This is a genomic window from Robertmurraya sp. GLU-23 (assembly GCF_052983275.1).
The window spans coordinates 153,459-180,310 of record NZ_JBRKCV010000003.1 but is presented as its reverse complement, the minus strand read 5'-3'; the positions used below and the strand labels follow the sequence as shown (position 1 = coordinate 180,310).

Sequence of the window (26,852 nt, the reverse complement as noted above, 5' to 3'; positions counted from 1 at the left end):
TACCTACAGCTCTGTGAAAAGTCAAGTCGAAATCCTACAAATTTCGACTTAAAGCTTCTCATCGTCCTCATCATCAAAATCATCTTCTTCAAGGTCTTCATCTTCTTCATCTTCGTCCAGATCGAATTCCTCATCATCTTCGAGTAGCTCTTCATCATCGTCTTCTAGATCTTCATCAATGTCATCCTCTAGAAGATCGTCGTCCTCATCATCTTCGTCATCAAAGTCATCATCCACATCATCGTAGTCGAGTTCTTCTTCTTCTAACTCGTCATACTCTTCAATGTCAAGATCCTCGTCCTCATCGACGACTTTCTTCGCCTTTTTCTTCTTCGGCTTCACAGCTGTTACGTGTTCTTCTTCTGTTTGGTCTACTGGATACCAAACGCGAAGACCCCAGCGGTTTTCACCAATCGTCATAAAGCGTCCATCTATATTTAAATCCGTATAAAATTGAGCAATTCTCGCTCTCACTTCATCTTCTGTTAATCCACGCAGTTCTGTAATCTCATCCATTAATTCTTTAAAAGAGACCGGCTGTTTCTTTTCTTTAAGCAATTCAAACGCAATCTCAATTAAGGACATTTCTTGCAATTCTTCTTGAGTAACTTGTTTCAAACTCAATATTTGCACTTCCTTTCGCTATGTAAAACACGACAAATTAAATATGTACACAATTATTGCATATTCTTCATTATAAACAAAATATGGACCTTTATGCTAGTTCTATCTAATCGATACCAAACTTTTTAGTACTTGCCCTCACTTTTTTGCCTCTTTTTCTCCTTAACAAACAATCTGACTGCTAAATAAAAGAAAAAAATGGCCAATAGAAAGAAAGGGATGGCGCCAAGCTGCAATGAGTATAGATAAATAGCAGAAACAACAGTAAGAATAACAGCAATAAATTGAAGAAGTTGTTTCAAATAATCTCACATCCCGTGATAAATGGTTAGGTCCTTCGTTTGAAAAGGCTGTTTTCGTAAAGTTTGTTGTTTTGGAAAAATCCCAGAAGCCGGATTTTTCCCCTTATAACACTGGGTATATTGGTCTATTTTGAGAGTAGCTCTTTTCTAAGGATGATAAAATCCTGATTAGCTGTTGAAACATATAGTTCCGAAAAAGTGTGTATATAGCAACAATGTTTTAGAAAAGAGCCTTCGAAAAAGACCATTTGATCTTCTTCTATTATAGTAAAAATTAGGACATTTTAGGTATGAGTTATGTAAAAAAAGTGTAAAGAGCAAAGAGAAAGCGCTAGCTTTCACTTTGCTCTTATTGTTACTACATATTTCTCCGGTACTGCCCGCCCACCTCATACAACGCCCGGGTAATTTGACCGAGGCTTGCTACTTTTACTGTTTCCATTAGTTCCTCGAAAATATTGCCGTTATTGACTGCTGTTTGTTTTAGTTTTTGTAACGCTTTTGCTATTTGATCTTTGTTCCTCTCATGAAACTCACGCAAATTTTGAATTTGTAGTTCTTTTTCTTCTTTTGTTGCTCGTGCAAGCTCCATATTGTCTGTCTCTTCTTCTGACGGAGGATTTGGATTCAAATACGTGTTGACTCCGATAATCGGCAGCTCCCCCGTATGCTTTTTCATTTCATAGTACATTGACTCGTCTTGGATTTTTCCGCGTTGGTATTGCGTCTCCATCGCACCGAGGACTCCCCCACGGTCATTCAATCGCTCAAACTCCTGAAGAACCATTTCCTCCACCAAGTCCGTGAGCTCCTCAACAATAAAAGAGCCTTGAAGAGGGTTTTCATTTTTCGATAAACCATGTTCTTTTGTAATAATCATTTGAATCGCCATTGCGCGACGAACGGACTCTTCTGTTGGGGTCGTAATTGCTTCATCGTACGCATTCGTATGAAGCGAGTTACAGTTGTCCTGAAGAGCCATAAGTGCTTGAAGTGTCGTGCGGATATCGTTAAAATCAATTTCCTGCGCATGAAGAGAGCGACCGCTTGTTTGAACATGATACTTCAGCTTTTGACTACGCTCATTCGCTCCGTACTTTTCTCTCATTACGGTAGCCCAAATACGTCGGGCGACGCGTCCAATTACCGTATATTCTGGGTCAAGCCCATTTGAGAAAAAGAAGGATAAATTCGGTGCAAATTCATCAATATGCATACCACGGCTTAAGTAGTACTCCACATACGTCAGTCCATTTGCAAGTGTAAAGGCCAGCTGAGAAATGGGATTGGCCCCCGCTTCAGCGATATGGTAGCCAGAAATGGAAACCGAATAATAGTTACGAACTTTATGATCTATAAAATATTGCTGAATATCTCCCATCATTCGAAGCGCAAACTCTGTAGAGAAAATACATGTATTCTGCCCTTGATCTTCTTTTAATATATCGGCTTGAACTGTGCCTCTCACGGTTGAAAGAGTGGCCGCCTTGACTCCCGTCCATTCTTCGAGTGATAGCGGTCGACCTAGTTCCTGTTCCTTTTTTTCCACTTGCTGTTCAATCGCGGTATTCATAAACATCGCCAAAATAATCGGGGCTGGACCGTTAATCGTCATGGACACCGAAGTAGACGGATGACATAAATCAAAGCCATCATACAGCTTTTTCATATCATCTAATGTACAGATGCTTACACCACTTTCCCCAACTTTGCCGTATATATCTGGCCGATAATCCGGGTCCTCCCCGTACAAAGTAACCGAGTCAAACGCCGTACTCAAGCGCTTCGCATCGTCATCCTTCGAAAGATAATGAAAGCGTCGGTTGGTTCTTTCCGGCGTTCCTTCCCCTGCGAACTGACGCTTCGGGTCCTCGCCCTCACGCTTAAACGGAAACACTCCTGCTGTGTATGGAAATTCACCTGGTACATTTTCTTTGTACACCCAGCGAATAATTTCTCCATAGTCTTTGTATTTCGGTAGTACAACCTTTGGAATCAATAAGCCAGACAAGCTTTTTGTTTTTAAAATCGTAACGATTTCCTTGTCTCGAATCTTGGTCACGAATCGGTCAGAGCTATACAGCTTTTGTTTTTCCTCCCAAGAAGATAATACCTTTTGGGTTTCTGCAGTAAGCTTCTCCTCCACTTGAGCTTTTAGTTCTTCTAACGCCTTTATCGCATCTTCACTCGTGCCTGTTTCTGTTAAAGTATCAATCGTGCCTTCTATTTGAAAAAGCTTTCGAGCGAGATTTGCCTGGTCCTCCGCTTTTTTATGGTAGCCTCGAACAGCATCTGAGATTTCACGTAAATAGTAGCGGCGATCAGTAGGAATAATGACGCTCTGCTTTTCTACAAGAGCATTTTTTGTAAAAGTAGTCGAGAAAGAGGATCCCGTTTTTTCATTCAATGTTTCAATCAATGCCGCAAACAGAGCATTTGTGCCCGAATCATTGAACTGACTTGCAATCGTCCCGTACACTGGCATGTCATCCAGCTCTTTTTCAAAAAGCATGCGACTCCGCTGATACTGCTTTTGTACTTGTCGAAGAGCATCTTCGGATCCTTTTCGCTCAAACTTATTGATGACGATTAAATCCGCGTAATCGATCATATCTATTTTCTCAAGCTGTGATGGGGCACCGAACTCACTTGTCATGACGTACATAGATACATCACAAATTTCCGCGATCTCTGCATCACCTTGGCCAATCCCACTCGTTTCAACGATGATGAGATCAAAGCCAGCCGCCTTGACGACCGCAATCGCATCTTGAATCGCAAGCGATAGCTCGGTCTTTGATTGTCTCGTCGCTAAGCTTCGCATATATACTCTTGGGGAAAAAATCGCGTTCATACGGATTCGGTCCCCCAGCAACGCTCCACCCGTTTTTTGCTTAGTCGGGTCAACAGATAGTACCGCGACCTTTTTCTCCGGTACTTCATTAATAAAGCGACGAATCAGTTCATCGGTTAACGAGCTTTTTCCGGCACCACCTGTCCCTGTAATTCCGAGGACAGGTACCGATTTTTGCCGTGCCTTCACCTGCTGCATCACGGTTTCTACAGCAGCGGCGCTTTCTTTGTTTACACCCACCTGCTGCTCGGCAAAAGTAATTAGCTTGGCTGTCGCAATCGTGTCACCCGAATCTAGCTTTGAAAGATACGAATCCACTTCGGTCGTAATCGTTGGATAATCACACTCCTCTAGCATGAGGTCAATCATTCCCTGCAAACCAAGTAATCTCCCATCCTCAGGTGAGAAGATCCGAGCAATGCCATATTGATGAAGCTCCTTAATTTCACGTGGAATAATCACCCCACCTCCACCACCATAGATACGGATATGAGTGGCACCCTTTTCCTTTAGAAGATCATACATGTACTTAAAGTATTCCACATGTCCACCTTGGTAAGAGGAGATCGCAATTCCTTGAACATCCTCTTGAATCGCAGCATTCACCACTTCTTCCACCGAGCGATTATGGCCTAAGTGGATGACCTCTGCCCCACTTGCCTGTAGGATTCTTCTCATAATATTGATGGAGGCATCATGTCCGTCAAACAAGCTAGACGCGGTGACAAATCGGATATGATGCTTATGTGTATACGTTGGTTTCGTACTCATTGTTCTCCTCCCATCCTCGTTATGCCTGAAAACAATAGCTCTGTTTGAAGGGTGATGTATTCCTCAAGTGTGTAGAGCTTTTGAAGTGCCCAGCGTCTGAATCCCCACATTTGTCCTTGAACAAAAATATTATGAGCAATCATTTTCACCTGTTTTTCACTAAGGCTAATCTCCCCATTTTCCACACAGCGGGCAATGACATCTTCAAACATCGCGACCATTTCCATTTCTTTTCTTAGTACATACGGAAGAGCATCCTTGTTCAGTGATTTTGCCTCCTGGTACATGACAAGCACTTCTGATTGAAGCTCATCCATGACGCGAAAATAGTTGGCAATTCCTCGTTCCAAGCTTTGTAACGTTCCCTTTTTCGTATCTAAATCCTTTTGCAACCGCTCCTGCACTTCGTCATAAATATGATCACAGACTAGGTACAACACATCTTCCTTTGTCCGTATATATTCATACAAGGTGCCAATGCTAAATCCGGATGCTTTCGCAATTTCTCTAGTTGTAGTGCGATGAAAGCCCTTCTCTTTAAAAAGCGCAACCGCCCCTTTAATCATCTGGTCACGCCTTTTCACGACGAGCTGTTCATCCTTCACAGAGGCATGAACTTCTCTTTTTTTCATCGATTTTTCTACCCCTTTAGAGAGATTTTCATTTATTTCGTAATCATCCTTGAAATAACAAGCCTCTGGATTTCCTGTGTTCCTTCATAAATTTGCGTGATTTTTGCGTCGCGCATATATCGTTCTACTGGATAATCCTTTGTGTATCCATAACCACCAAAGATTTGGACTGCTTCGGTTGTTACTTTCATCGCCGTGTCACCCGCAAATAATTTGGACATCGCCGATTCTTTTCCGTACGGAAGGCCTTCCGACTCTAGCCATGCCGCTTGATAGGTTAATAATCTAGAGGCTTCAATGCTTGTTGCCATATCAGCTAGCTTAAAGCCGACGCCTTGCTGTTGGGCGATTGGCTTTCCGAACTGCACGCGTTCTTTGGCATAATCGGTTGCGGCATCCAGTGCACCCTGCGCGATTCCGACGGCTTGAGCCGCAATTCCGTTACGTCCACCATCAAGCGTCATCATCGCAATTTTAAATCCTTCTCCCTCAGCTCCGAGCATGTTAGCGGCAGGTACACGGCAGTCTTCAAAGATGATTTCTGTTGTTGGTGACGAACGAATGCCTAGCTTTTTCTCCTTTTTTCCGACCGAAAAGCCTGGAGTATCACTTTCAACAATAAAGGCCGAGGTGCCCTTATGCTTTTGGGTGGCATCTGTTACGGCAAACACGACATAAATATCAGCAATGCCGCCGTTCGTGATAAAGATTTTGGAGCCTTTTAAAATAAAATCATCACCATCTCGACGGGCGGTGGTTTTCATGCCACCTGCATCAGACCCGCTACCAGGTTCAGTTAACCCGTAACCACCGATCTTTTCACCTAATGCCATCGGACGCAAAAACTTTTGCTTTTGCTCTTCACTACCAAACTTATAAATGGGCCAGCCAGCTAAAGAGGTATGAGCGGACAGTGTCACACCGGTAGATGCACAAACGCGAGATAACTCCTCTACAGCGATACAGTAGGCTAAGTAATCACTGCCAATTCCACCGTACTCTTCCGGCCACGGAATCCCCGTCAAACCGAGCTCCGCCATTTTATCGAAAATCTCGCGGTCAAATCGTTCTTCTTCATCTCTTTCTGCGGCGGTTGGTGCCACTTCATTTCTCGCAAAGTCACGAACCATCTTACGAATCATTTCATGTTCTTCTGACAATTTGAAATTCATCCTGTTCTCCTCGCTTTTTCAAAGTCTATAAATGCTTGCTAATAACGATACGTTGAATTTCGCTCGTTCCTTCGTAGATTTCGGTCACTTTTGCATCCCGGAAAAAACGCTCAACTGGGTAATCCTCTGTATAGCCGTAACCACCGAACACTTGAATGGCCTCCGTCGTTACCTCCATCGCCGTTTTAGTGGCAAATAATTTCGCCATGGAAGCTTCTTTTCCACATGGTTGCCCCAGAGAACGGAGCTCGGCTGCTCGATAGATTAATAGTTTTGAAGCTTCAATATTCGTTGCTATATCAGCTAATTTAAATCCAATTCCTTGCTGATGGGAGATCGGTTTTCCAAACTGGATACGTTGTTTCGCGTAGTCGACAGCTGCCTCATAGGCTGCTTCGGCAATTCCAAGCGCTTGGGCCGCAATGCCGATTCGTCCAACCTCCAAATTTCCAAGTGCTATTTTGAAGCCTTGGCCTTCTTCACCCAGTAGGTTTTCTACTGGCACCTGCATATCTTCAAATGTAAGCTGAACGGTTCTTGACCCGTGCAAGCCCATCTTGTGCTCATCTTTCCCGATCACAAGTCCTGGGGTATCTTTTTCAACGATAAAAGCCGAGATTCCCTTGCCTTCTATTGTGGCAAACACAATGTAAATATCTGCCTCCCCACCATTTGTAATAAACACTTTTGAGCCGTTTACGACATAATGATTCTCTTTTTTGACGGCACGTGACTTTAGGCTCGCAGCGTCAGAGCCAGCACTTGGTTCGGTTAAGCAAAAGGCGCCCAAGTATTCCCCACTTGCGAGCTTAGGAACGTACTTTTTCTTTTGCGCTTCATTACCAAAGTAAAGAATCGGGTTCGTACCGACTGATGTATGCACAGAGAGAATGACTCCGATTGTGGCACTGACTTTTGAAAGCTCGTGAATCGCTATGATATATGAGGTGAAATCCATCTCCGCTCCGCCGTACTGTTCGGGAACAGGGATCCCCATGAGGCCGAGTTCCCCCATTTGCTTAAGGATGCCTCTGGGAAACTCCCCTTGTTCCATTTTTTCAATAAATGGACTGATCTCGGTTCGGGCAAAATCCTGAACCATCTTTCTCATCATCTGCTGTTCTTCCGTCCATCGTAAATCCATATCATTTCCTCCTGATATAGGGGTAGTTAACTATACTCATAAAATCCGCGACCCGATTTTTTTCCGAGCCAGCCAGCTTTAACGTATTTGCGGAGCAGTGGGCATGGGCGATATTTGCTGTCACCAAAGCCTTCGTAGAGGGTTTCCATAATATACAGACAGGTATCGAGCCCGATAAAGTCGGCCAAGGTGAGTGGGCCCATTGGGTGATTCATCCCAAGCTTCATGACCTCGTCGATGGCTTCCTTCGTTGCTACCCCTTCATATAGAGTGAAGATGGCTTCGTTAATCATTGGCATGAGAATTCGATTGGACACGAATCCAGGGAAATCATTCACTTCAACTGGCACTTTTCCAATCGTTTTTGTCATACCTTCGATGAGTTCATATACCTCGTCATCTGTTGCTAAGCCGCGGATGATTTCTACGAGCTTCATCACTGGGACAGGATTCATAAAGTGCATTCCGATGACTTTTTCTGGCCTTGAGGTTGCTGCCGCAATTTCTGTGATTGGTAGCGAAGAAGTGTTGCTCGCTAAGATCGCATGATCAGGAGCGATTTTATCGAGATCACCGAAAATCTTTGTTTTGATTTCCATGTTTTCCACGGCTGCTTCGATCACTAGGTCAACACCACTTGCGTTATGCAAATCGGTTGAAGGCTGGATGTAGGCTAAAATCACTTCCATTTGATCTTGTGTCATTTTTCCCTTATCGATTTGACGAGCTAGGTTTTTTCGGATGACACCCAGCCCACGCAGAACAAAGTCCTCCGTCAAGTCGTGCAAAATGACATCGTAACCAGCTTGTGCACAAACTTGAGCAATTCCCGATCCCATCTGGCCAGCACCAATGACCATTACCTTTTTGATTTCCATCTAATCCCCCTTTTCTACCATTAGAGTTCTTAAAAAAGGGGACATTCCGTACAAGATGTTCGGAAATCCCCCATAAAAATCTACTGCTTTGGCACCTCAATCATTATCGCATCTCCTTGCCCTCCACCTGAACAAATCGCTGCTATACCGATTCCACCACCGCGTCTTTTCAACTCATACATTAATGTAATGATGATTCTTGCTCCACTTGCACCGATCGGATGACCAATCGCTACGGCTCCTCCATTCACATTGACCTTTTCATGATCCAGTCCTGCAATTTCTGCACTTGCTAAGGCAACCGCTGCAAAGGCTTCGTTGATTTCAAACAAATCAATTTCCTCAACGGATTTGCCGGTTTTCTTCAATAATTCGTTAATCACGATTCCCGGTGTTTTCGGGAAATCCTTTGCTTCTACCGCGACAGCTGCCTGCCCGATAATGTATGCTTCTGGTGTTCTTCCTTCCCGAGTTGCTCGTTCTTCACTCATCAACACCAATGCGGCAGCTCCATCATTCACTCCAGGTGCGTTCCCTGCTGTGATCGTTCCGTCTGAGTTAAACACTGGTGCAAGCTTAGCCAACTTTTCAATGCTCGTATCCTTTCTCGGTGACTCATCAGTCGACACTACAAGTGGTTCGCCTTTACGCTGCGGAATTTGGACGGCTACCATTTCTTCGGCTAAGACACCAGATTCCATTGCTTGAACGGTACGTTGATGGCTTCTAAGCGCCCATTGATCCTGCTCCTCACGCGACAGCTCCATGTCCTTTGCCACACCATTTCCGTATGTTCCCATATGAACACCCGTAAACGTACAAGTTAATCCGTCATACACCATTAAATCCTTTACTGACGAATCACCCATTCGTAATCCCCAACGAGCCTTTGGAAGAAAATAAGGAGCGTTACTCATCGACTCCATTCCTCCGGCAACGATGACTTCTTCATCTCCTAAACGGATAATTTGATCTCCTAACGTCACACTCCGCATGCCAGAAGCACAAACCTTATTAATCGTTTCTGTTTTTACATTCCATGGAAGTCCTGCTTTTTGAGCTGCTTGTCGTGATGGAATCTGACCCTGTCCCCCTTGCAGAACCGTTCCAAAAATCACTTCATCCACTTTTTCTGCTTCCACATCTGCGCGACCAAGTGCTTCCTTGATCACCATTCCCCCTAAATCAGAAGCTGTAAATGAGCTTAAGCTTCCGCCCATTTTTCCAAAAGGTGTACGAACTCCGCTTAAAATAACTGTTTTCCCCATGTTACTCTCCCCTTTTTCGTATTCATTTGTTTGGGTTTTTTCTTTGTTTGATTGATTCTGTGATGTGACTGAACGCTCGCTCAGTATGTGAGGTGGAAAAAAGGAGAACTTGAGTTTCTCCTTTGGAGTAAATTTAGTTTGTAAGCGCTTTATTACCTTCTTCTATTTTACTATCAAAAAAGTTAGAATAGAAATAATTTACACAAAAATCATGTAAATTATTTCTATTTGGTTTATGATACGATTTGTGTCTCTCCAATAACAGCTTTCTCTAATAGCTCTGCCACGTCATAGATTGAAACCGTTTCTTCCACTTCCTTTGCCTTTGTGCCATCTGAAAGCATGGTTAAGCAATACGGACACCCAGATGAAATCACAGACGGTTTAACCGCTAATGCCTGCTCAGTTCTTGCCACATTGATACGATGGCCCGTTTCTTCTTCCATCCACATCAGCCCACCACCAGCTCCACAACACATTCCCGTATCTCTGTTACGAGCCATTTCTACGAGTGTAACGCCTGGTATCGCTTTTAATATATCGCGTGGGGCTTCATACACTTCATTGTAGCGTCCTAAATAACAAGAATCGTGGAACGTGATTGTTTCGTTCACTTCGAACTTAGGCTTTAATCTTCCATCCTTCACAAGCTCAGCAAGTAGCTCGGTATGATGGTACACTTCCGCTTGTAATCCGAAATCAGGGTATTCATTTTTGAATGTATTATACGCATGAGGATCAATCGTCACGATTTTCTTTACTTCGTTCTTCTCAAATTCCTCGATGTTCTTTGTTGCAAGCTCTTGGAATACAAACTCGTTTCCTAGACGTCTTGCTGTGTCGCCCGAGTTCTTTTCCTTGCTTCCTAAGATGGCAAACTTCACACCCGCTTCGTTTAAAAGCTTCGCAAAGGACAAAGCAATTTTTTGACTGCGATTATCATAAGAGCCCATAGACCCCACCCAGAATAAGTACTCAAACTCTTCACCAGACTTTTTCATTTCTTTTACCGTTGGAATGAGAACATCTTCTCTCTCACCGCGCCAGTTTTCGCGCTCTTTGCGGTTTAGTCCCCAAGGATTTCCTTGACGTTCGATGTTTTGCATTGCTCTTTGTGCATCGGCATCCATTTTTCCTTCTGTTAGAACAAGATAACGGCGAAGATCGATAATTTTATCCACATGCTCATTCATGACCGGACATTGATCTTCACAGTTTCGGCAAGTGGTACAAGCCCAAATTTCTTCCTCTGTTATCACATCTCCGATCAAGCTTGGACTGTAAGCTAGACTTGCCGCAGACTCCTGAACCCCTTTACCAGCAGCTGCTAATGCGATTTGATTACCTTTTGTACTGGAAAAAGCAAAGGTCGGAACCCATGGCTGCTTTTGCGTAATGGCGGCACCGTGATTCGTTAAATGATCGCGCATTTTTACAATCAAGTCCATTGGCGACAACATCTTTCCTGTCCCTGTTGCTGGACACATATTCGTGCAGCGTCCACATTCAACACACGCGTATAAGTCGATGAGCTGGTGCTGAGTAAAATCCTCAATTTTCCCCACACCGAAAGTCTCTTGTGTTTCATCTTCAAAATCAATCTTGGTTAATTTCCCTGGCTTTTCTAAGCGATTAAAATATACATTGGCTGGACCCGCAATCAAGTGTGCGTGCTTGGACTGGGGAACATACACAAGGAAAGCTAGTAAGAACAAAAGATGAATCCACCAAGCCACATAGAAAATCGCGATGGAAGCTGTTTCTCCAATCCAAGAAAAAGCTACGCTCACTAATGAGGCAATTGGTTCTGTCCATGAGGCTTCATGAGCATGCCAGATGAGACTCATTCCATTTCCAAGTAGTACAGAAAGCATTAATCCACCGATAAAAATTAACACAAGTCCCGATTTGAAATTTCGTTTCAAACGAACCAGTTTTTCTACATATCGACGATGGAATGCCCAGAAAACAGCAACTAAAATCATTAAAGTGACGATTTCCTGAAAAAATGCAAAACCTGGATACAGAGGCCCTAGTGGCAAGTGCGCACCAGGTACAAGACCTTTAACAATAAAGTCGATTGCCCCAAATTGAACAAGGATAAATCCGTAAAAAAACATCACATGAATAATTCCGCTTTTCTTATCCTTTAATAGCTTTTTTTGACCAAATACATTGACCCAAATTTTCTCGAGCCTTTCCTTTACTCGAGAATCAAACTCAACCTTTTTCCCAAGCTTTATGTACTCGATTCTCGTTTTTACTACATAAACAAACAGACTAACTGCGTAAGCGGTTACAATTAAAAAAGCAATCAAGTTGATCCAAAGCATGGCATTCATCTTTTCTACCCCTTTCTGGCTTACTCGAACTCCCCTTCAAGTAGCACAGGTTTTGCGTGAAAATGGATAATTTTCTGAATAGTATCTACCCCTATTATATAATGAATGATCATTCAGTCAACGTTTTTTTTATCGCAACTTTCTGTCTTCATAGAAAGAACATTAACAGGAGATACTACAACGTACGATCACTCCTGAACCAATGGGATATCCTCTGAAGGGAGAGAATTTGATGAAGATTATTGGTTTCATCCTGCTTGCTTTCATACTCATCCTATTGCTATTGTATGTCGACTTTATCCTCGGCAGAAGACAACATTTATCTTCGATTTATAGAAAAAGTTATCCCATGAGGCAAAGTCATATTGATGTATTTACCAGAGGAGATGCCCTCTTTACTGACTTATTTTCAGAAATCGAACACGCAAACGAGCATATTCATGTCCTTTTTTATATATTAAAAGATGATCCATATGGCCGCAGGTTTCTGCAGATATTAAAAAACAAAGCATTAGAAGGGGTGGAAGTTAGACTGCTCCTCGATTGGGCAGGATGCTTTAGTGTTCCACGTAGAATCGTAAATGAAGCCAAACAAGCCGGCATACATTTTTCGTATAGCCATAAACCGAAATTCCCCTTTCTTTTTTACCGTTCACAAGTTCGAAATCACCGAAAAATTACGGTCATTGATGGAAAACTTGGTTATATTGGGGGATTCAATGTCGGAAAAGAGTATTTAAACGAAGATCCAAAGCTGAACCCTTGGCGTGATTATCATTTGAAAATTATGGGTGAAGGGGTTCATGATCTACAACGTGAGTTTTTAAAGGACTGGGAGGAGGAAACGCAAGAGCATCTTCTGAAGATTCCCACATATTTTCCTGATCCAGTCTCTGGACCGATTCGTCACCAAATTATCCCATCCGAAGGGTTTTACCTCGAAGAAACCTTCTCCGGAATGATTCGAGGAGCTGAGACATCGATTCACATCGGTTCTCCTTATTTCATCCCTAGCAAGCGCATCTTTCAAGATTTGTTGGCTGCATTGGATCGCGGTGTGGAAGTGACCATCCTTGTCCCACAAACTCCTGATCACGCATTTGTGAAAGAAGCCTCGTTTCCTTATTTGCGCACGCTTATTTCCAAAGGGGCCAATGTCTACGGGTATCTCAAAGGCTTTTACCATGCAAAAATCATCATCATTGATGACCGGATTTGTGATTCTGGCACTGCCAACTTTGACAAAAGAAGCTTCTTTTTAAATCATGAAATTAACTGCTATATGTACGATCCAGACATCATCACACATATGAAAGACATATATGAAACGGATATAAAAGATGGAAAAAAACTATCCCTTCATGACTTAACTCATTTAAGCTTCAAGCAAAAAATACTCGAATGGATCGCCCGCCCTATTTCTTATTTTCTTTAGTTAGGAGTTCATATAACCATGAGAATTCGCTTTGGCTATGTATCGACTGCTCTCTCTCTTTGGGAGGCGTCGCCTGCAAGAGCCTTAACCTTTACCCGGTATAAGCAGCTTCCTGCTTCTGAACGCGAGGAAAAACTAATGGCTGTTACGGGTGAAAATATCTTTAATACGTTACGAATGGTATCCTATAATATCGCGCACGGCATTCAAGTGTATCGCTTATCTAGTTCGATCGCCCCTCTTTCTACCCACCCAGAGGTAAACTGGGATTTTGTCACCCCGTTTCGAAAGGAGTGGAAGGAGCTTGGCGATTTAATTCACAGACATCAGATGCGTGTAAGCTTTCACCCTAACCAATACACTTTGTTCACCTCTCCTCGTGAAGAAGTAACAAAGAATGCGGTGATTGATATGGACTATCATTACAGAATGTTAGAAGCGATGGGAGTGGAAAAAGAGGGGGTCCTCAATATTCATGTCGGAGGAGCCTACGGGGATAAAACACAGTCACTAAAACGGTTTCACGGAAACATCCAATCTCTCCCATCCCATATTAAAGAGGTCACCACCTTAGAGAATGATGATAAAACGTACACAACCGAGGAGACCCTTTCTGTATGTCGGAAAGAAGGCATTCGTCTGGTCTTTGATTATCACCATCATATGGCCAATTTGAGTGAAGAGCCTCTGGATACGTTGCTTCCAAAAGTCTTTCAAACATGGGAAGGCCATTCATTAAAACCGAAAATCCATATTTCTTCACCGAAGTCGGAAAAAATGTACCGAGCACATGCTGATTTTGTTGATTTGGAATATATCATGCCCTTGATCGAACTTCTCCGTTCCATGAATGTGGATGTCGACTTTATGATTGAAGCAAAGGCGAAGGATATGGCATGCCTCAAACTCGTAGAAGACATTAGCCGCATTCGGGGGGTGAAACGAGTGGGCGGTGCTGAGATTGAATGGAAATGACCCTCTGTAAGGTCCGACTTATTAGGCTGGGGGATCAGGTTAAGTACCCGCGCTGATGAATAGACGGAGAAATTCCGCTTAACTAGTAATTTTTTTAAAAAAGAGCTTATATAAACGGAGAGATTCCGCCTATTAGCTCGAAAAAATCGAAAATGGGGGGTTTTGCTTTGCATAAGCGGAAAACCTCCCCTTATTTACCCCAAAATGAACTCCATTCAGCGTCTAACGGAAAAATCTCCGCTTATTTTCCTGGTCACACTTACTTATCTCCCGAAACTTTGCAGCCATGGAGTTAACTGTTCAAACACTTTAAAACCTAAATAAATTCCAACAATCCCGGTGATACCCGCTAAAGCAGGTGGAGCCGGAATCGGTAGACGAAAGAGGGCAAAAATAAACCCGACGAAAAAACCTGTGACTAACGATAGCAGGACAAGCTTCATAGAACCCCTCCAAAAATCATTTGTATACTTTAAAGCATTCCCCACAATGCTCCTTTATACTTCGATTTTTGCTCTTCTTGATTGCTCAATAATCTCAGCTATCTTGTTTGTTGCTTCTAAAATCGAATCACTGCAAACAAAAATTTCCGGGTTCTCATAGTCCCCTACTTTATTGCTGTAGCGCGGATCATAATAATGTTCCATTAACAGTCTGATAAGGGGCAAATAATCTCTTTCTTCCACACATCTTAGCAGCTCCGTTTGAAAATCGACTGATTTTATTCTCTTAATAATCATCTTTAAAGCAAGTTCGACCCGTTCATGAAAGGCATCCGTATGCTCGTAAGGCTTTACGTATTGTTCATAAATACGTTCCATTCGTTTTTCAATAGAGGAGTAAACCGTAATATGAAGTCCTTTTAGTTTTTTCTCGGTTAACTCAGGCGGCTGCACTGCATGTCCAATTCGTTTGCTTTCTCCTTCCATAATGAAATAGGGAGAGCCTTTGAGCTTCTTTAAATCTTCAAAAAGAAGAGCATCAAACATCTTTTGGTTATGTGGCGTTTCCCCACCAATCGAGCCAAAAACCGATCCTTTATGGTTCGCGTACTTCTCTAAATCGAGCACTGGATACCCCGCCGTTTTTAAATGCTGAAGAATCTCTGTTTTCCCTGTTCCTGTCATCCCGGTAATGACCACAGATTCAGCAGGAATTAAGTCAGAGATATGCTCTATCACATGCTCACGATAGGCACGGTAGCCTCCCTCGATTCTCCTCACATGAAGCCCAGCAAGTGTGGCAAACGTGGCAACGGATTGGCTTCTCATTCCACCTCTCCAGCAGTACACCATGGGCTCGCGACCAGACTCTTCAATCTTTTGAATTTGAGCAAGTATATCAGGAATTTTCGGACTAACAATCTCCATCGCCTTCCACTTAGCTTCCTTTTGCCCTTCTTGCTTATATAGGGTTCCAATCAAGGCCCGCTCTTCATTTGTAAAAAGAGGAATATTGACCGATCCAGGAATATGGCTATCAGCGAATTCACCTGGTGACCGTACATCGATCGTCGTATATCGCTCTTTATTTTCTAAAAACTTTTCAACTGAACAGTCTCTAATCATGTCTTCCTCCACCTTTAAGTTTCAAAAGAGGCTTCCAATCCGGAAGCCTCTCACTTTTTACATTTTTTCAGGAGCGGAAACTCCGATTAATTTCAGTGCATTCTTTAACGTCGTTTGCACCGCTTTAATTAATGAAAGGCGTGCCTTTGTGCGCTCCACGTTTTCCGCATCCAATACTTTTTCTGCATTATAAAAGCTATGGAAAGTAGATGCAAGCTCATAAATATAGTTCGTCACTCGGTGTGGCATGCGCTTCTCGGCAGCTTCTGCCACTGCTAAAGGAAACTCACCAAGCTTTTTAAGCACTTCAATTTCCTTTTCAGCGCCGATTAAAGAGAAATCAGCGTTCGTATCGTACGTGAACCCATTCTCTTCCCCTTGACGAAGGATGCTACAAATACGCGCATGTGCATATTGAGCGTAGTATACTGGATTTTCATTGGATTGTGATACGGCTAGATCAAGGTCAAAGTCCATATGTGTATCCGCACTTCTCATCGCAAAAAAGTAACGAGTCGCATCTAATCCTACCTCTTCCACTAGATCACGCATCGTAACAGCTTTCCCTGTACGCTTACTCATCTTCATCTTTTCACCGTTTTTGTAAAGGTGAACAAGCTGAATGATTTCCACCTCAAGTACATCTTTTCCATATCCTAATGCTTCGATCGCTGCTTTCATTCTAGGAATATATCCGTGGTGATCCGCACCCCAAATATTGATAAGCTTTTCAAAGCCACGATCAAGCTTATTTTTATGATAAGCGATGTCAGGTGTTAGGTAGGTGTAAGAACCATCCTGCTTAATAAGCACGCGGTCTTTGTCATCTCCTAGATCGGTTGAACGGAACCAAGTGGCTCCATCTTCTTCGTAAATATAGCCATTTTCACGAAGCTTGTCTAAAGCTACATCAATTTTTCCATCTCCATAAAGAGATGTTTCTGAGTACCACACATCAAATGGCACGCGGAAGTCCTCAAGGTCCTGCTTCAGCTTAGCCATTTCCTCTTTTAACCCATAGCTACGGAAAAAGTCAAAGCGCTCTTTCTCATCAACATTCACGAACTTGTCGCCATACTCCTCAGCCAAACGCTTACCAATTCCAATGATATCTTCCCCATGGTATCCATCAGCCGGCACGTCTTTTTCCATCCCAAGCGCTTGAAAGTAGCGAGCTTCTACCGATAACGCCAAATTATTGATTTGGTTTCCTGCATCGTTAATATAGTATTCACGCGATACATCGTAACCAGCTTTTGCTAGCACATTACAAAGAGAATCCCCAACAGCCGCACCACGAGCATGTCCAAGGTGAAGATCTCCGGTTGGATTCGCAGACACAAACTCGACCTGAATTTTTTGCCCGTTTCCAACCGTTGTTTCCCCGTACTTTTCACCAGCTGTAAGAATGGTTGGAATTAAATCTGTTAAATAATTATTGTTCATGTAAAAATTAATAAATCCAGGACCAGCGATATCAATTTTTTCAATCGATGCCTTGGATTGATCAAAATTTGCCACAAGCGCATCCGCAATCGCACGCGGTGCTTTCTTTGCTACTCTCGCTAGCTGCATCGCCATATTGGTCGAGTAGTCCCCATTTGCTTTATCCTTCGGCGTTTCTAAAATCACATCTGGAAGCTGCTCCTCTGTTGCTAGCTCAGCTTTGATAACAGCCGCTCTTATTTCCTCTTTAAGCTTCAATTGTACCTGTTCAACGATATTCAACTTTATTCCTCCTCAAACACGATTTGCAATTTGTATGTACCTGCTTTTGAGCCTTGTATTGAAAGGTCGTATAAAACCTCAATCCTTCCATTACTACTCTCACTGTTCCATCTATGCTGAAGTTCTTTTGTATCTGTAATCATTAGCAGCTCTCCAAATGGAGTTGTATAACTGCCACGATGCTGTTTCTTTTCTTCTAACAGCATTCGCATCTTAATCGAGCCACTTCTCATCAGAAGAATTCCATCATCCGTGAGCTTCATCGTCGTCTTCATCGGCCCCTCTTCCGTACTTTCCTCGTATTGAAGGTAGCCGCTCGCATTCTTTACATAGTATCGACCAAAAGTTGTGAGTTCAAAAGTTTCCTTTTCCCCACCATTCTCAATCGTCGTATGTACCTTAATTTTAACGGGAATTTGATCCGCTGGTTGAATCGGCAACGGCCATACACTTCCTTTTATCATTGCATTCTCTATAACTTAATAATTATAAAGATTTTGGTGGGGGAACGCAAGGTGTGATGCTACGATTTAAGGTGGCGGTATGCCTCTTATGACCTTATTGGAGTGGTCGCACCTTGTTTTCATGTCATAAGTTCGTTTTTATGACGTATGCAACCTTGTTTTTAGTCCATCTAATGTCATAAAAAGAACTTTATGACATTAGAGCAATGCTATTTTTACTTTTACAGGTCATAACCATTTCTTTTATTAAAAAAACACCCACCAAAACCTGGCAGGTGCACGATTCCCATCCTTATTTCACCCATCCAAGAATCATTTCACGGATGAGTTTGCTTGCTGTGTTTGCTGTTTGTTCTGAGTGGTCGTAAATTGGGGCTACTTCTACTAAGTCTGCTCCCACTACATTCACTTCCGAGCGTGCAATTTCGTGAATGGAAGCTAGTAGCTCTCTTGAAGTGATTCCACCTGCATCAACTGTACCTGTTCCTGGTGCATGCGCAGGGTCAAGAACATCGATATCAATTGTTACGTACACGGGACGTCCCGCTAATGTTGGCAATACTTTTTTCAAAGGCTCAAGCACTTCGAACGGAGAAATATGCATGCCCACTTCCTTCGCCCATTGGAATTCTTCTTTCATGCCGCTTCGGATCCCAAATGAATACACATTTTGTGGCCCGATTAAATCTGCGACCTTACGAATTGGTGTGGAGTGAGATAATGGCTCTCCCTCATAGTTCTCACGAAGGTCTGTGTGTGCATCCATATGTATGATGGCTAAATCCGGATACTTTTTCACCATTGCTTTAAAAACGGGCCAAGAAACTAAATGCTCTCCACCCATGCCAAGTGGAAATTTCCCTGCATCAAGCACCTGATCAACGAACTCTTCAATCATATCTAAACTGCGCTGTGGATTTCCGAATGGAAGTGGAATATCTCCCGCATCATAGTATTTCACATCTTCTAGCTCACGGTCTAAGTATAAGCTGTACTCTTCTAATCCGATGGACACCTCACGAATACGCGCTGGACCAAAACGAGATCCTGGGCGGTAACTTACTGTCCAGTCCATTGGCATTCCGTACAATACCGCTTTACTTTCCTCAAAGCTTGGATGGCTTTTAATAAACACATTACCTGAGTATGCTTCATCAAAACGCATTTTGTTTCCTCCTTTAAATTAAGAGGGGGTCAGTTTCATATCCGCCAGCTGGTGTTACTACGTAACAAAGGCTTCCTTCAGTCGGAAACTGCCCCCCCACATTCTAATCCTTCCACAGTAAAAAACGGAGAGAATCTCCCCCCGTCTTATTTATTATTAGCCTTCGATTAAATCTTTAACAAACTTCGGTAGCACGAATGCTGCATTGTGAAGTTCTTTTGTGTAATACTTAGTATCAATATCATGGAAGCGCTCTTCAGCTACTTCAAGTGGATCATGCTTCTTTGATCCTAAAGTGAATGCCCACATTCCGCTTGGATAGGTTGGGATGTTTGCGATGTAAAGGCGAGTGATCGGGAAGATTTCCTTTACGTCTTTTTGTACCGAACGAATTAAGTCCGCTTTGAACCAAGGGTTATCTGATTGTGCAACGAAGATTCCGTCTTCTTTTAACGCCTTAGAGATTCCTGCATAGAAACCTTTTGTAAATAGGTTTACTGCTGGACCAACTGGCTCCGTTGAGTCAACCATGATTACATCGTATACGTTTTCTGCTGTAGCGATGTGCATAAAACCATCATCCACTTTTACTTCTACGCGTGGATCATCTAGCTGTCCTGCGATCTCTGGAAGGTACTTTTTAGAGTACTCAATTACTTTTCCGTCGATTTCAACAAGTGTTGCTTTTTTCACGCTTGGATGCTTTAACACTTCACGAATAACTCCACCGTCTCCGCCACCAACAACTAGTACGTTTTCTGGATTTGGGTGAGTGAATAATGGAATATGCGCAACCATTTCGTGGTATACGAACTCGTCTTTAATAGACGTCATTACCATGTCATCTAAAAGAAGCATATTGCCCCATTCTTCTGTTTCTACCATATCTAACTTTTGAAAGTCTGTTTGCTCCGTATGTAATGTGCGCTTTACCTTCATTGTGATACCAAAATTCTCAGTTTGTTTTTCCGTAAACCAAAGTCCCATTTACGCCATCCTTCCTTATTTAAAAAATATCTATCGGTTTCAATACTAATTTCCTGTATTGTTATTCTTCCCCAAAAAAACTCAAACATGAGAAAAAGTATAGATGAATCTAGCAAAATTGCAAGAAAAAAATTCTTTTTTTAATAGATAGGCGTTTAAAACAGCCTCTTTCTTTTCATACTAGTAAGAAAGATGGGAAAACAGGAAAAATCTATCTGAAGGTGAGGTGTCATCCTTGGAGGTAATTACGGATCAGCGGTTTAGAAGAACGATGAAATACATACGTGCCTTACTCATACTTGGATCAATCGGTCTTGGTTTGCTTGTTTTAGTAGTGACCGGTGTTCTTATATACGCCAAGGTGCAGGGCCCTCCTCCTCTTGCCGTGCCACAATCGTCTCTATATTACTCGGATGATGGGCAAGTTATCGGTGAAAGCAATAATGGAGAAAAGAGATACTGGGTAGGAATCGATGAAATTTCTCCCCATTTAATTGAAGCAACCGTAGCGATAGAGGATCGATCCTTTTACAAGCATAACGGATTTGATTTTAAACGAATTGCTGGTGCTGCCCTTGCTGACCTTAAGGCAATGGCCAAAGTTCAAGGTGCAAGCACGATTAGTCAGCAGTATGCCCGGAATCTATTTCTCGAGCATGAAAAAACGTGGAAACGTAAGCTGCTAGAAGCACTCTACACGATTCGAATTGAAATGAATTATACGAAAAACGAGATTCTCGAAGGTTACTTAAATACGATCTATTATGGAAAAGGAGCATATGGAATACAAGCAGCCAGTCAGTATTATTTAGGAAAAAATGCCGCTGACTTGACTCTAGCTGAGGCATCTATGCTAGCTGGAATTCCAAAAGGTCCAAGCATCTACTCTCCTCTTATTTCTGAGGAAAATGCGAAGAGTCGTCAAAAAATCATTTTGGATTCTATGGTAAAAAGCAAATACATTACTGAAGCTGATGCCAATGCAGCGATACATGAGACGCTCTCCTTTGTTGGTGAGCATTCCCATGCGGTGACACAAATTGCTCCGTATTTTCAGGATGCTGTCAAGCAAGCATTAAAAAATGACTTAGGTTTGGATGACCGGACGATTGAGCTTGGCGGACTACGTGTATATACAACACTTAATACTGAACAGCAGGAGTTAGCAGAGAAAAATGTTTCCACTCATATGGCAAAGGATTCTGAATTGCAGGTAGCACTCGTGTCGATGAATCCGAAAAACGGGTATGTTAAGGCGATGGTAGGCGGAAGAGATTATGTGGAAAGTCCGTTCAACCGTGCCGTTCAAGCGGTCCGTCAACCAGGTTCGACCATCAAACCACTTCTTTACTATGCGGCAATATCCCAAGGATTTACGCCCGCATCATTAGTGCGAAGCGAAATGACGACCTTCCGATTTGACGATAACCGAGCGGAGTATACACCACATAATTTTAATAATAAGTATGCGGGAAAAGAAATCACGATGGCACAAGCGCTAGCCCTTTCCGATAATGTGTATGCAGTTAAAACACATTTATTTTTAGGAGAAGACACACTCGTAAAAACAGCCAAGCAATTTGGGATTACGACTCCAATGGAAAAAGTACCGTCATTGGCACTTGGGACTAGTGGGGTTAAGGTGATTGATATGGCCAATGCCTATAGTTTGTTTGCTAACGGTGGGAAAAAAGTAAAACCGGTTCTTATTAAAAGAGTGGAAGACCATCGTGGGGAAGTCATTTATGAGTACGAAAAGGAAAATGAGCGTGTATTAAAAGCTGATGAAGCATTCGTTATGACTCATATGATGACAGGGATGTTTGATAAAAAGCTCGATGGCTATTCCAATGTGACCGGGAGCTCCATGATCAATGATATGACACGGATTTATGCGGGAAAGTCTGGCTCCACAGATTCCGATAGCTGGATGGTCGGTTTTTCTCCTCAGTTAGTGACCGCGGTATGGACAGGTTATGACCAAGGAAACCCGATTGAAATCGTGGCCGAGAAATCGTACGCGAAAAACATCTGGGTCAACTATATGGAGGACGCATTAGCTGATGAGCCGATTAAAAACTTCAAAGCCCCTAAAGGAACCGTTGGAGTATATATCGACCCTGAAAGCGGCCTATTAGCAACCGACGACTGCCCGATCAAACGACTCACCTATTTTATTGAAGGAACAGAACCAACCAAGCACTGCATCAATCATCTAGAACATGATGCCGAAAAGCCAACCGAAAAGAAAAAAGAAGAAAAGAAAGAGAAAAAGACGTGGTATAAGAGGATTTTTGATTGGAGCTAACAGGTTTTCACCTGAGTTGGCTCCTTTTTATTTGAAATTGCGGTTTTTCGAGGCCTCTTATAAGGAAAATGGGGGAATTTTTTTCAGGATAATTGCGATTTAACAGATTTATTTGCGATCTTCAGATTTTATTTGCGATTTCAAAAATTTATTTGCGATTCTCAGATTTTATTTGCGATTTCAAAAATTTATTTGCGATTCTCAGATTTTATTTGCGATTCCTGAAACTTATTTGCGATTCCTGAAACTTATTTGCGATCTTCAAAATTTATTTGCTCCAGTTATTTGCGGTTCACCCTACTTACTTGCGATTACAGGCCATCGCCACAACCCATCACTATTCAAAAAATACGAAAAAGCCCCGAGTCACATGTACTCGGGGCTTTTTCTGTCCTAGTGCTATAGCGTGTTATCGCTGTTTAAAGTTTACTTTTTTTAACGGAAAACGGCAAGTATTTCCTTACAATTTGTTAAAAAAACCTTTTTGGAATAATTTTCTTACCCTTGAAGATCAGCCTTCAATTTCTCTTCTGATCTCTCCCACATACCCGCGTCATGATTTTTCAAAAATTCAGCTAAAATTCCTTTTGAGCGACTATCCATATGGTCGACGATAATATGACGTTTAATCGACTTATCCATACGATTCACATGCTCTGGTAGTGACTTATAGCCACGACGAATTTCACGATCTACGGTCATTTCACAAGCGGTCACACCCGCATAATAAGGTCCTTCCTGCTTTCGGTCAATCGTGACCCATACCAACCAGTACGGCTTTGCATTTGGAACTTCTTCCTTTGTTTTTAAAAACTTAATCCCTTTTTCCACCACACTTCTTGCATGCATGGCCCCAACATCAATGACCGCGTCCCCTGCATCCACATCAATAATAACCGGTGATACATTATCTAGGGTTAGAGCTCCAACACCAAATCCTCCATGTCCCTCAGTTGGATCACTTTTAATAATATTAAAGCCAATATTTTTCTTCTTTTTTTCTTCCATAAAAATGAACGCCTCCTACAAAAATAACTGATAAAAGAACTGATCTAAAGTCGAAAGAATCGACGGAACGACAGTGGAATACAATGGGTCAATCGTATATTGATCAAGTGGAGTAATAACTAAAATAAGAAAGATTAGTGCTCCATATTGCTCATACTGTGTCATTTTCGCCCGTACATTCACCGGTACGAGGTCTTCAACGATTCGGTATCCATCTAACGGTGGGAACGGCAGTAGATTAAACACAAATAAAGCAACATTTAAATACAAAAATATATTAAGAAACTCAAATACGTATGATGGTAGAGTTTCCGCCGCACCAGTAGCCACCAATCCATACAATAACACAAAGCCAAGAATGGATAGCAATAGATTGCTGAGAGGTCCTGCTATCGATACAAGAATACCTGCTAGCCGAGGATTTTTAAAGAAAAAGCGATTCACAGGAACAGGTTTCGCCCAACCAAATCCAATTAAAAAAATTAACAAAGTGCCAAATGGGTCCAAATGCTTCATCGGATTTAGAGTTAGTCTGCCCTGATTTTTCGCCGTATGATCCCCAAACTTATAGGCTACCCACGCATGTGCAAATTCATGGACGGAAAACGCTATGATAAGCGTAATAACCACGTATGGGATCATCTCTAAATCAAAAGCTAAAAACCTAGATAGTTGCTCCAACACGACAACTCCTTTTCGAAGACTCTATTTAGCCAAATTATACATGATATATAGGATAAATGGAAAAATGAGTATTCCTTTCTCACGTTTGGAACATTATGATTATGTATGAAGAACTTACATATCTCTCAAGGAGGCAATCACCATGCCATACGTAACCGTAAAAATGCTAGAAGGCCGTACAGACGACCAAAAGAAAGCTCTTGTGGAAAAAGTAACCGCTGCTGTTGTGGAAACAACTGGAGCACCTGCTGAGAAAGTCGTTGTATTCATTGATGAAATGACGAAAAATAATTATGGAATTGCTGGGAAAAGGCTATCTGACGAGTAAAAATAGAGTTGAGTGTCGGTTGTTATGCATTCTCTTCGCTGGTATTCCTTTGGAATAAAGGCTCGATTCTGCATAACAACCGACAACTTATCGAAAGAGGCTTGGACAAAAAATGTCCAAGCCTCTCTTTTTATACAGGGACTACTTTCCCCTTTAATGCTTCAATATATTCATATGCCTGCTTAATTTCGTCTTCGGTGTATTTTTGCTTGCTCTTTAGAGTAAAGATTTTCTCCTTTACTTCCTCTACTTCTAAATCGTCGAAGAAAAGTACCGTTGATACGAGTTCTAGAAACCTAGCATTCTGGCTATTCATGTCTGTTAAACAATCCTCTAGTGCCGGAAGTTCCACTAGGTTCATATTTAAAAATTCCATTCCCTCATCTGTTAAGGAGTAGCGATATTGCATGTAACCGCCCTTTTTCTCCTTTACCTCGTTAAGAAAGCCCATATTGCATAGCTCCTCTACGCGAAGGGTCAACTCTTCGGAGTAAGGTCCATAAAAGTGAAACTGAAACCTCTCTTGGAAAGGAAAATCTACTTTTTTCGCTATATAAATCATTTTTTGCAGTTTTTTCCGACCAACAATTTCCCCTGCCGCTGCAAAAGCTTGCATTATTTTGGCATGATCCTTTAACAATGAGACCCTCTCCTACTTCATATTTATATCAAGAACCTATCTCATAGGTCTAGTAAGTTGCGAATTTGCTTTTTAATGTTCCTTTTTGATGAATCGTCTTTTAAAAGATCCGCAGGGAAATACAACTTATGGTCCGTTCTTCTTTTCCCTGAAATGGCATCAACGATTTGAGATTCCCTTGAAAGCTCTCTTACTTCTCCATTTTTCATGAGCAGTTGTATCGGCAGGCGTTCTTCTTCCTCACCTGGGCGATAAAAGTCATATGGTAAATCAGACGAAGAATCAACCACTAAATAATACTCCGGGTCAAGACCAGCCTTAGCAAATAAAGTAGAAAGCTCACTTAACTTCTTATACTCTTTTGCTGGGTCAAATTCCACATATTTAAACAGATTGCGATCCATAAAACGGACACACAGGTCACGTAAGATGGGATCCTCTTCCTCTTCCCACATTTGGAAATAATAGAGAATAACCGCTTCATCTAATTTCAAGTAGTCATGAAGGGTAATATTTTCAGCGAATACAGAATAAAAATGAATCGGCTCTTGCTTAAATTGGTAGCCTTTTTGGTACAAATGCTTGGCACGGTGGAGAATCTTGGTCAGAATCACCTCTGCACTACGAGTAACGGGATGGAAGTACACTTGCCAATACATTTGGTATCGACTCATGATGTAGTCTTCCACTGCATGCATACCGCTTTGCTTGATCACGACTTGATCTTCCTTCGGCCGCATTACACGAAGAATCCGTTCCATATCAAAATGCCCATAACTCACACCTGTAAAGTACGCATCACGCTGCAAATAATCCATACGATCCGCGTCAATTTGGCTAGAAATCAAGCTAATCACAAGCTTGTTTGGCGAGGTTTTGGCGATCACCTCAGCGACCATCTTCGGAAAATCCTTGCTTACTTTTGTAAGAACTCTATTTACTTCTGTGTTACCAAGAATGATCTTTTGAGTAAAAGCTTCATGATCGAGGTCAAATACTTTTTCAAACGAATGCGAAAAGGGTCCATGTCCGAGGTCGTGAAGGAGTGCAGCACAAAGTGAAAGCAAGCGCTGCTCACTGTTCCATTCCGGTCGTCCATCAAACACATCATCAATAATGCGACGAATGATTTCATAGACTCCGAGCGAATGGTTAAAACGGCTATGCTCTGCCCCGTGAAATGTAAGATATGTCGTTCCAAGCTGCTTAATCCGGCGTAAACGTTGGAATTCCTTCGTACCAATCAAATCCCAAATCACACGGTCTCTCACATGTACATAACGATGAACGGGATCTTTAAAAACCTTTTCCTCCACTAGCTTTTCCTGTGAATATGCCACTGTAGAATCCCTCTTCCTATCTATCTTTAAACTATTATAACTTGATTCATTCTACAATTCACCCTAAAAAAGGAAAAAATCTACAGAATTTCGACAAAATTAGAAGACAACATTCCAACCTTTTTCTCCCCAAATCGGGTAGTAACATGTCTGATGGGCTGCATTCTCTTCGCTGTTATTTCTATCGAAATAAAGGCTCGATTCTGCATCCCATCAGACAAATTATCAAAGAAAA

At 42.1% G+C, this 26,852-nt stretch carries 23 protein-coding genes; 4 read left to right on the top strand and 19 right to left on the bottom strand.

Annotated features, from left to right (window positions below; all coding sequences use genetic code 11):
- Window positions 1-48: 48 nt before the first annotated feature.
- The 9 genes from rpoE to ACVBAX_RS08315 form a co-directional block, all read right to left on the bottom strand.
- Window positions 49-624 carry a DNA-directed RNA polymerase subunit delta gene (gene rpoE, locus ACVBAX_RS08355; protein WP_447116624.1) on the bottom strand — a complete coding sequence of 192 codons (576 nt, stop codon included), beginning with the start codon at window positions 622-624 and terminating at the stop codon, window positions 49-51.
- Between the two features lie 125 nt (window positions 625-749).
- Window positions 750-926 (bottom strand): hypothetical protein, encoded by a 177-nt coding sequence (locus ACVBAX_RS08350; protein WP_430774473.1) that lies wholly within the window; start codon window positions 924-926, stop codon window positions 750-752.
- Window positions 927-1,284: 358 nt separating this feature from the next.
- A complete protein-coding gene (gene icmF, locus ACVBAX_RS08345; RefSeq protein WP_447116623.1) occupies window positions 1,285-4,551 on the bottom strand; it encodes a fused isobutyryl-CoA mutase/GTPase IcmF in 3,267 nt (1,088 codons plus the stop codon).
- Window positions 4,548-5,183 (bottom strand): TetR/AcrR family transcriptional regulator, encoded by a 636-nt coding sequence (locus tag ACVBAX_RS08340; protein ID WP_251520525.1) that lies wholly within the window; start codon window positions 5,181-5,183, stop codon window positions 4,548-4,550. Before ACVBAX_RS08340 ends, icmF begins: the two co-directional genes overlap by 4 nt.
- Window positions 5,184-5,215: 32 nt before the next feature.
- On the bottom strand, window positions 5,216-6,355 hold the full coding sequence (locus ACVBAX_RS08335; protein ID WP_447116622.1) for an acyl-CoA dehydrogenase: 1,140 nt from the start codon (window positions 6,353-6,355) through the stop codon (window positions 5,216-5,218).
- 25 nt (window positions 6,356-6,380) lie between these two features.
- Complete coding sequence (locus ACVBAX_RS08330) at window positions 6,381-7,499, bottom strand: acyl-CoA dehydrogenase (protein WP_447116621.1); 1,119 nt, start codon at window positions 7,497-7,499, stop codon at window positions 6,381-6,383.
- A 26-nt stretch (window positions 7,500-7,525) separates the two neighbouring features.
- On the bottom strand, window positions 7,526-8,377 hold the full coding sequence (locus tag ACVBAX_RS08325) for a 3-hydroxybutyryl-CoA dehydrogenase (RefSeq protein ID WP_447116620.1): 852 nt from the start codon (window positions 8,375-8,377) through the stop codon (window positions 7,526-7,528).
- Between the two features lie 80 nt (window positions 8,378-8,457).
- A complete protein-coding gene (locus ACVBAX_RS08320; protein ID WP_447116619.1) occupies window positions 8,458-9,645 on the bottom strand; it encodes an acetyl-CoA C-acetyltransferase in 1,188 nt (395 codons plus the stop codon).
- A gap of 233 nt (window positions 9,646-9,878) precedes the next feature.
- A complete protein-coding gene (locus tag ACVBAX_RS08315; protein WP_447116618.1) occupies window positions 9,879-11,987 on the bottom strand; it encodes a heterodisulfide reductase-related iron-sulfur binding cluster in 2,109 nt (702 codons plus the stop codon).
- Between the two features lie 232 nt (window positions 11,988-12,219).
- On the opposite strand from ACVBAX_RS08315, the gene cls reads away from it, so the two are divergent.
- Together cls and uvsE are read left to right on the top strand one after the other, a co-directional pair.
- Window positions 12,220-13,422: a cardiolipin synthase gene (gene cls / locus ACVBAX_RS08310; protein ID WP_447116617.1), complete on the top strand. Its 1,203-nt coding sequence runs from the start codon at window positions 12,220-12,222 to the stop codon at window positions 13,420-13,422.
- An 18-nt stretch (window positions 13,423-13,440) separates the two neighbouring features.
- Window positions 13,441-14,397, top strand: a complete 957-nt coding sequence (gene uvsE, locus ACVBAX_RS08305; protein WP_447116616.1) for a UV DNA damage repair endonuclease UvsE — start codon at window positions 13,441-13,443, stop codon at window positions 14,395-14,397.
- A 263-nt stretch (window positions 14,398-14,660) separates the two neighbouring features.
- Here uvsE and ACVBAX_RS08300 read toward each other — a convergent pair whose 3' ends face one another.
- From ACVBAX_RS08300 to speE, 6 genes are all read right to left on the bottom strand, one after another.
- Window positions 14,661-14,840: a XapX domain-containing protein gene (locus tag ACVBAX_RS08300; RefSeq protein WP_430774463.1), complete on the bottom strand. Its 180-nt coding sequence runs from the start codon at window positions 14,838-14,840 to the stop codon at window positions 14,661-14,663.
- 54 nt (window positions 14,841-14,894) lie between these two features.
- Complete coding sequence (gene mnmH / locus ACVBAX_RS08295; RefSeq protein ID WP_430774462.1) at window positions 14,895-15,965, bottom strand: tRNA 2-selenouridine(34) synthase MnmH; 1,071 nt, start codon at window positions 15,963-15,965, stop codon at window positions 14,895-14,897.
- A gap of 57 nt (window positions 15,966-16,022) precedes the next feature.
- Window positions 16,023-17,693: an arginine--tRNA ligase gene (gene argS / locus ACVBAX_RS08290; protein WP_447116615.1), complete on the bottom strand. Its 1,671-nt coding sequence runs from the start codon at window positions 17,691-17,693 to the stop codon at window positions 16,023-16,025.
- A gap of 2 nt (window positions 17,694-17,695) precedes the next feature.
- A complete protein-coding gene (locus tag ACVBAX_RS08285; RefSeq protein WP_447116614.1) occupies window positions 17,696-18,157 on the bottom strand; it encodes a DUF1934 domain-containing protein in 462 nt (153 codons plus the stop codon).
- A gap of 292 nt (window positions 18,158-18,449) precedes the next feature.
- A complete protein-coding gene (speB, locus tag ACVBAX_RS08280; protein WP_160545889.1) occupies window positions 18,450-19,322 on the bottom strand; it encodes an agmatinase in 873 nt (290 codons plus the stop codon).
- A 156-nt stretch (window positions 19,323-19,478) separates the two neighbouring features.
- On the bottom strand, window positions 19,479-20,309 hold the full coding sequence (gene speE / locus ACVBAX_RS08275; protein WP_119710289.1) for a polyamine aminopropyltransferase: 831 nt from the start codon (window positions 20,307-20,309) through the stop codon (window positions 19,479-19,481).
- Window positions 20,310-20,544: 235 nt separating this feature from the next.
- On the opposite strand from speE, the gene ACVBAX_RS08270 reads away from it, so the two are divergent.
- Window positions 20,545-22,617: a transglycosylase domain-containing protein gene (locus tag ACVBAX_RS08270; protein WP_447116613.1), complete on the top strand. Its 2,073-nt coding sequence runs from the start codon at window positions 20,545-20,547 to the stop codon at window positions 22,615-22,617.
- Window positions 22,618-23,115: 498 nt separating this feature from the next.
- On the opposite strand, the gene ACVBAX_RS08265 is transcribed toward ACVBAX_RS08270, so the two are convergent.
- The gene (locus tag ACVBAX_RS08265; RefSeq protein ID WP_430774458.1) at window positions 23,116-23,625 is read right to left on the bottom strand and encodes a YwhD family protein; all 510 of its coding nucleotides are present in this window, start codon (window positions 23,623-23,625) and stop codon (window positions 23,116-23,118) included.
- 15 nt (window positions 23,626-23,640) lie between these two features.
- Window positions 23,641-24,267 (bottom strand): site-2 protease family protein, encoded by a 627-nt coding sequence (locus tag ACVBAX_RS08260; RefSeq protein ID WP_447116734.1) that lies wholly within the window; start codon window positions 24,265-24,267, stop codon window positions 23,641-23,643.
- A 160-nt stretch (window positions 24,268-24,427) separates the two neighbouring features.
- Between ACVBAX_RS08260 and ACVBAX_RS08255 the strand changes: the two genes are divergently transcribed.
- The gene (locus tag ACVBAX_RS08255) at window positions 24,428-24,637 is read left to right on the top strand and encodes a 2-hydroxymuconate tautomerase (RefSeq protein WP_447116733.1); all 210 of its coding nucleotides are present in this window, start codon (window positions 24,428-24,430) and stop codon (window positions 24,635-24,637) included.
- A 130-nt stretch (window positions 24,638-24,767) separates the two neighbouring features.
- Here ACVBAX_RS08255 and ACVBAX_RS08250 read toward each other — a convergent pair whose 3' ends face one another.
- Window positions 24,768-25,277 (bottom strand): YwgA family protein, encoded by a 510-nt coding sequence (locus tag ACVBAX_RS08250; protein WP_119710292.1) that lies wholly within the window; start codon window positions 25,275-25,277, stop codon window positions 24,768-24,770.
- A 41-nt stretch (window positions 25,278-25,318) separates the two neighbouring features.
- The gene (locus ACVBAX_RS08245; RefSeq protein WP_447116612.1) at window positions 25,319-26,617 is read right to left on the bottom strand and encodes an HD domain-containing protein; all 1,299 of its coding nucleotides are present in this window, start codon (window positions 26,615-26,617) and stop codon (window positions 25,319-25,321) included.
- Window positions 26,618-26,852 lie beyond the last annotated feature (235 nt).

Excerpts from the sequence above, each read along its gene's own strand:
- icmF (WP_447116623.1), bottom strand. The coding sequence starts at position 4,551 with ATGAGTACGAAACCAACGTATACACATAAGCATCATATCCGATTTGTC.
- ACVBAX_RS08285 (WP_447116614.1), bottom strand. The coding sequence starts at position 18,157 with ATGATAAAAGGAAGTGTATGGCCGTTGCCGATTCAACCAGCGGATCAA.
- ACVBAX_RS08300 (WP_430774463.1), bottom strand. The coding sequence starts at position 14,840 with ATGAAGCTTGTCCTGCTATCGTTAGTCACAGGTTTTTTCGTCGGGTTT.
- ACVBAX_RS08335 (WP_447116622.1), bottom strand. The coding sequence starts at position 6,355 with ATGAATTTCAAATTGTCAGAAGAACATGAAATGATTCGTAAGATGGTT.
- ACVBAX_RS08330 (WP_447116621.1), bottom strand. The coding sequence starts at position 7,499 with ATGGATTTACGATGGACGGAAGAACAGCAGATGATGAGAAAGATGGTT.
- speE (WP_119710289.1), bottom strand. The coding sequence starts at position 20,309 with ATGGGACTTTGGTTTACGGAAAAACAAACTGAGAATTTTGGTATCACA.
- speB (WP_160545889.1), bottom strand. The coding sequence starts at position 19,322 with ATGCGTTTTGATGAAGCATACTCAGGTAATGTGTTTATTAAAAGCCAT.
- ACVBAX_RS08265 (WP_430774458.1), bottom strand. The coding sequence starts at position 23,625 with ATGGAAGAAAAAAAGAAGAAAAATATTGGCTTTAATATTATTAAAAGT.
- mnmH (WP_430774462.1), bottom strand. The coding sequence starts at position 15,965 with ATGATTAGAGACTGTTCAGTTGAAAAGTTTTTAGAAAATAAAGAGCGA.
- ACVBAX_RS08320 (WP_447116619.1), bottom strand. The coding sequence starts at position 9,645 with ATGGGGAAAACAGTTATTTTAAGCGGAGTTCGTACACCTTTTGGAAAA.
- ACVBAX_RS08315 (WP_447116618.1), bottom strand. The coding sequence starts at position 11,987 with ATGAATGCCATGCTTTGGATCAACTTGATTGCTTTTTTAATTGTAACC.
- cls (WP_447116617.1), top strand. The coding sequence starts at position 12,220 with ATGAAGATTATTGGTTTCATCCTGCTTGCTTTCATACTCATCCTATTG.
- ACVBAX_RS08325 (WP_447116620.1), bottom strand. The coding sequence starts at position 8,377 with ATGGAAATCAAAAAGGTAATGGTCATTGGTGCTGGCCAGATGGGATCG.
- uvsE (WP_447116616.1), top strand. The coding sequence starts at position 13,441 with ATGAGAATTCGCTTTGGCTATGTATCGACTGCTCTCTCTCTTTGGGAG.
- ACVBAX_RS08340 (WP_251520525.1), bottom strand. The coding sequence starts at position 5,183 with ATGAAAAAAAGAGAAGTTCATGCCTCTGTGAAGGATGAACAGCTCGTC.
- ACVBAX_RS08260 (WP_447116734.1), bottom strand. The coding sequence starts at position 24,267 with ATGATCCCATACGTGGTTATTACGCTTATCATAGCGTTTTCCGTCCAT.